5 protein-coding genes are annotated in these 5,409 nt (G+C 36.8%); 1 reads left to right on the top strand and 4 read right to left on the bottom strand.

The window, feature by feature from the left end; all coding sequences use genetic code 11:
* Positions 1-109 precede the first annotated feature (109 nt).
* From lolD to KPC_RS17565, 4 genes are all read right to left on the bottom strand, one after another.
* Positions 110-787: a lipoprotein-releasing ABC transporter ATP-binding protein LolD gene (lolD, locus tag KPC_RS17585; RefSeq protein WP_121975634.1), complete on the bottom strand. Its 678-nt coding sequence runs from the start codon at positions 785-787 to the stop codon at positions 110-112.
* Positions 780-2,015, bottom strand: a complete 1,236-nt coding sequence (locus KPC_RS17580) for a lipoprotein-releasing ABC transporter permease subunit (protein ID WP_121975633.1) — start codon at positions 2,013-2,015, stop codon at positions 780-782. Before KPC_RS17580 ends, lolD begins: the two co-directional genes overlap by 8 nt.
* A gap of 367 nt (positions 2,016-2,382) precedes the next feature.
* Entirely contained in the window at positions 2,383-3,291 is a 909-nt protein-coding gene (locus tag KPC_RS17570) for a DMT family transporter (protein ID WP_121975632.1), read from the bottom strand.
* Between the two features lie 37 nt (positions 3,292-3,328).
* Entirely contained in the window at positions 3,329-3,799 is a 471-nt protein-coding gene (locus KPC_RS17565; RefSeq protein WP_121975631.1) for a YaiI/YqxD family protein, read from the bottom strand.
* Between the two features lie 330 nt (positions 3,800-4,129).
* On the opposite strand from KPC_RS17565, the gene KPC_RS17560 reads away from it, so the two are divergent.
* Positions 4,130-5,062, top strand: a complete 933-nt coding sequence (locus KPC_RS17560) for a hypothetical protein (RefSeq protein ID WP_121975630.1) — start codon at positions 4,130-4,132, stop codon at positions 5,060-5,062.
* Positions 5,063-5,409 lie beyond the last annotated feature (347 nt).

The following is a 5,409-nucleotide window of genomic DNA, read 5'->3' as shown; positions in this document are numbered from 1 at the left end:
GATAGTGCTACTATTAAGTACATATTATTGAATAAATATAATTCTTATAAAATTAAAGCCCATCTAAATAGGCTTTAACAATGTGCTTTCATGAATATTTATTAGTCGTTTAGACCCAAGTTCCATCTTGCATATGCAAGATACGATCTGCCGATTTTGCCAATTGCTCGTCATGAGTCACAATCAACATCGCCATATTGAACTCTTTTTTAAGATCACTTAATAAATCAAAAATCGTCAATGCTGTTTTACGGTCCAGATTTCCTGTTGGTTCGTCCGCCAGCATGAGCGCTGGCTGAGTCACTAAAGCCCTTGCGAGTGCCACACGTTGACGTTCACCACCAGACAATTCACCTGGTTTATGTGTTAAACGATGTGATAAACCTACTCGTTCCAGCAGATACTCTGAACGTTCCTTAGCATCTTTATACTGAGCATCAGAGCGTAACATCAAAGGCATTGCTACATTTTCCAGTGCACTGAACTCTGGTAATAAGTGATGAAACTGGTAAACGAATCCCAGGTATTGATTTCGTTTATGACCACGTGCTGTTTCACTCAAATTGTCAAAACGCTGACCATTTAAAAACACCATTCCTTGTGATGGGCGATCCAAACCACCTAAAACATGCAATAAGGTACTTTTACCAGAGCCACTAGAGCCCACGATTGAAACGAACTCACCCGCTTCAACTTTCAGTGATAAACCTCTAATAACATCAACACTGGTTTTACCATCTGTAAAACTTTTATAGATATCTTTAGCTTCCAGCACAATATTACTCATAACGTAGTGCCTCCGCAGGTTGAACTTTTGCAGCACGAAGGGCTGGATAAACTGTTGCCAAAAAGCTCAACACAAGAGAAACAGTGACGATTACAGCAACATCCTGCCATCTTAAATAAGAAGGGAGATAATTGATAAAATAGGCATCAAACAAATGCAAGCCCAATACATTATTGATCCAGCCAACAATATTCGATACTGAGGAAGCGAAAATAATACCAAGAATGGCACCAGAGACTGTACCTATTACTCCAATAACTGTACCTTGAACCATAAAGATCTTCGTAATGGTTGCAGGAGAAGCACCTAGTGTTCGCAAAATTGCAATATCAGCTTTTTTATCAGTAACCACCATGACTAAAGAGGATACGATATTAAATGCAGCAACCAGCACAATAAGAAATAGTAACAAGCTTACCATCGCTTTTTCCATTTGAATGGCATTAAACAGATTACCTTGTGTATATGTCCAGTCAGAAGCATAAAATCCTGGTGGCAGGTCTCTCACAATTTCGTTAGCAACAACTGGTGCCTGAAAAATATCATCCATTTTCATACGTATACCCTGTGCGCCATCTGGTAAACGTAATAATGTCGATGCATCGTTTAATGCAATATATCCCATGGTTGAGTCTACCTCAGCACCGATACTGAAGATGCCCACAATTTTAAAGCGTTTAAAACGAGGAACTACGCCAGCAGGAGATGGTGTTGCTTCAGGAAGTACCAAAGTTACATTATCGCCAAGACCAAGACCTAAGGCGTCAGTCATTTGCTTACCGAGTACAATACCGAAATCACCTTTTTTCAGGTTATCGATACTACCAGCAGTCATATGATTCTGAATAATTGAAACATTTCTTTCGTATTTTGGATCTATGCCTGAAACCATCAATCCAGCAACCTGACCTTGTGCAGTTAACATCCCCTGCAACTGGGTAAAAGGTGCTACACCAGCAACATGAGGATGTTGCTTGATTTTCTCTGCTAATGTTGGCCAGTCAGTTAAGATCTGATTTGAAGATACTGTTGCTTGAGGAATCATTCCTAAAACACGGTTTTTTAACTCACGATCGAAACCATTCATCACAGATAAGACCGTGATCAGCACTGCGACCCCTAGGGTCAAGCCAATCATGGAAACCAGAGCAATAAAAGAAATAAAATGATTACTACGCCGTGCTCGGGTATAACGTAGCCCAATATACAGCGAGATTGGTTTAAACATACCATCTAGTCCGAGGTGTTTTTGAAAAATAAGGACATACTGATGTGAATACTCCTCATTTATTCAATTAGAAGAAACAGGAGTAAATCTCATCAAACAGTCTCTTAAATTTCAATGATCTAAATTTTGTTTTGCCGCGCTATTTTCTACTAGTTACCTAATTAGATCAAATTGATCATGCATTTAAATACGAAATCGAACAATTTAATCAAACAGATCAAAAGATTATTTGCCCTGACCATTATCCTGAAAATAATAAATCAGCTTTTTTGCAAATAAAATAGCTTCAACCCTAATCTATCTATTTGAATAGATTAGGCTTTAAAAATGAAGTGATAATGGAGGTTGATTCTATTTATGTTCAGACTCAAGGTTTAATCTTTTGGTTCAATTCACGGCTCAATTTAAAATCTCTATAGAAATATAAAAATAATCCAAACAATAGAACACTAGCACCTACAAACACCATAAGTGAAGGATATTCATTGTTTAGAACAGCGCCAAAAAACATTGCCAATACAGGCGTCATGACTGTAGTGAGTGACAATGTTGTGGCTTTAATATTCTGAACCAATTTAAAATAGCAGAACATTGCCAAAAGCGATGCCATCGCAACTGTATAAAGCAGAGCAAATAATGATTTTGCATTTGGAATATGTGTTGGTACATGTTGCCAAATAAATGGAATAAGACAAATCGCTACAATGGTAGACACTAAAATAGAACCCGTTGCCTGAGCCATAGGTTCAACATCTGCATTGACTTTTTTAACCCAGAAAATAGATAAAGCATAAGTAAATACACTCATCATCATGAGTGCTATGCCGACAGGATGCACATGCTGGGTTGAACTGCCATTAAAACAAATGATTGCCAATCCACTCACAGAAACCAGCATTCCAGCCCATTGCAATGTTTGCAAATGTTGTTTAAACCCAAACCGGCCAATAAGCCCAGCCATAATTGGGGCAAGCCCAAACATTAATGCAATAATACCTGAGCTTAAATAAGCTGTTGCTGCATAGGTAAAAATTTGTGACCCAATTAAACTAAATGAACCAGCCACATAGCTATGCAAAGCAATTTTATCAACAGGAAATTTTATTTTTAAAATAATCAATACGACTGCTGCGATAGGTAATGCAATGAAAAATCTAAGTACCAAAGCCCACATCATATGTAAATCAGACACACTCCAGACGATTGCTAGAGGTGTAGTTGCCCAAATGAAAACCAATAATGCGTAGGTCATCATAATATTCGTTTTAGACGGCATGGTTACTCACTACTGATCCGAAGGACATTGGCATGCATTAAACAGAAACCTTACGTTTCTGCTTTTGGATTGTTTGATCTAGACTACTAGAAAATTCGCGTTTATCTCGTTCTGAAATCGGAGGGGGTCCACCTGTCTGTACTCCCGCCCCCCGAAGCGTATCCATAAAATCACGCAAGTGTAACCGAGCTTTCACATTCGCCGAAGTATATACTTCACCACGGGGGTGAATAGCCACCCCACCTTTTTCAATGACTTGTGCCGCAAGTGGAATATCTTGTGTAATCACAATATCATTTACTTGCATTCGATCAACAATCTCTTTATCTGCCTGATCTGCACCACTCATCACTTGTATGGAGTTGATACGAACTGATGAAGTAATACCCACATTCTGATTGGCAACGAAAGTTACTTCAAGCTGATAACGATCCGAAGCACGGATAATGACATCACGAAGAAGTTTGGGTAAAGCATCTGCATCAACCCAAAGTTTAAAAGGCAACACAGCCGTCCTCAAAGTTTAATAACATGTATAGTTTACCAAACTTATATTCTTAATCCGATTAAAATACTGAGATTATTTAGCATGAGCTAAAACTAAAACTTTTGAATGGAATTACATCTTGAGTTNTCATTGTAAAAAATCTTTATTTTCAATACCCAATCCAGCCTAAATTACATTCATAAACATACAAAATCCAAAAAAATATGTTATATAAAGCTTGGTCTCAAGTGTTAAATCTATGCTTTAAATCATAAAATAATCTTGAAGCCCTTGAAAAAATCAGATTACCCTCGATTTACTATACATATCCACGAAACATTAACAGCTAATATGAACAATCAGAACAGACCAGAAATTATTACCATCGAAGATCAAACTTTCGGAAGTCATGTTGAACATTGGAGTCTCTTGACTGAGAATCCAACTTCTGAAGTTCCAAAATGGTTAGGTCTTGCTCTGGATGCACCTGTTATGCCAATGGGGTTATGCGAGAAAGAATGTGATATGGATGCATCTGTATGGCTGATACAGGGTCCAAATCAGGCATCTGTCCAACTCTGTCAGGTTATTGAGGTCAAAGATAATAAACCCAAAGCTGTAAAAACAGCGTTCCCTAGTTTTGAAAGTCCGTATACCTTCAATGCTGAAATTGATCGTATCATTACCTGCAAATCCAATACACAGGCTGTTTTACGTTTACAATTGGGACAAAACAGTGTCATTTATGCTTTTGATAGCCTTTATAGTGTAAATCACGATCAATATAAAAAAGATCAGCAATATAAAGTTCAACTCAACGCTTGGGCTTATGAGCTAGAAAAAGTTTCTGATCATGAGCAGATTATTGTCGATGATCCTGCTTCTATAAAACATCATCGTGCTTTAAATGATATTTTGGCTGAGCATGGTGGAATCGCTCCTGCAAATTTGCAAGAACTTATTGATGCATGGGAACCTAAAACAGAGGATGATAAGGCTCCTGTTACTGTAGATTTTTCCAAAATGGTCGCATACCTATACGGTGAAACCGTTGGTCAAGAAGATGAAGCATGGTTTCAAGGCAAAATTGTTGGTAAAACACAAATGCAGTTTATGAATCAGGATTACACCTTATATGACGTCACACTGATTCTTGAAGAGAACCAGCCTGCTATTCTTATTCGTGTAGCGACACGAGATGATAATTATAAAAATTTTGAAATTGGACAATATATCCGTGGCAACATCTGGATTCAGGCAAATATCCATGCTAAACAGGCTTAGTAACCTGCTTTCGTCATAATTACTTACAAAATGGCTTTTCAAATATTTTATTTATTTGCAAAGCCATTTTCTTATTTTTAGAAGCTTTATCCACAATCAAATTCATTTTTTACCACTTATCCACAACATTTAAATTCATCGCTTTTTTTATAACCATTTATCCACAAAAGATAGATTAAAAAAGATTTAAAAATAAACAATCTACTCTTCTATATATAATATTTGTACTTTGTAATGATGTGAAAAATATTATCGCTAATCACTCTTTTATGAATTTAAATATTTTCTATCTTTTCTCGATTTTTATATGGATAACTTATATTTCATTTAAAAACAATGCATTGATA

Origin of the sequence: Acinetobacter stercoris, from assembly GCF_900323515.1 — a bacterium.
Taxonomy (GTDB): domain Bacteria; phylum Pseudomonadota; class Gammaproteobacteria; order Pseudomonadales; family Moraxellaceae; genus Acinetobacter; species Acinetobacter stercoris.
This window is presented reverse-complemented; position numbering and strand designations above follow the sequence as displayed.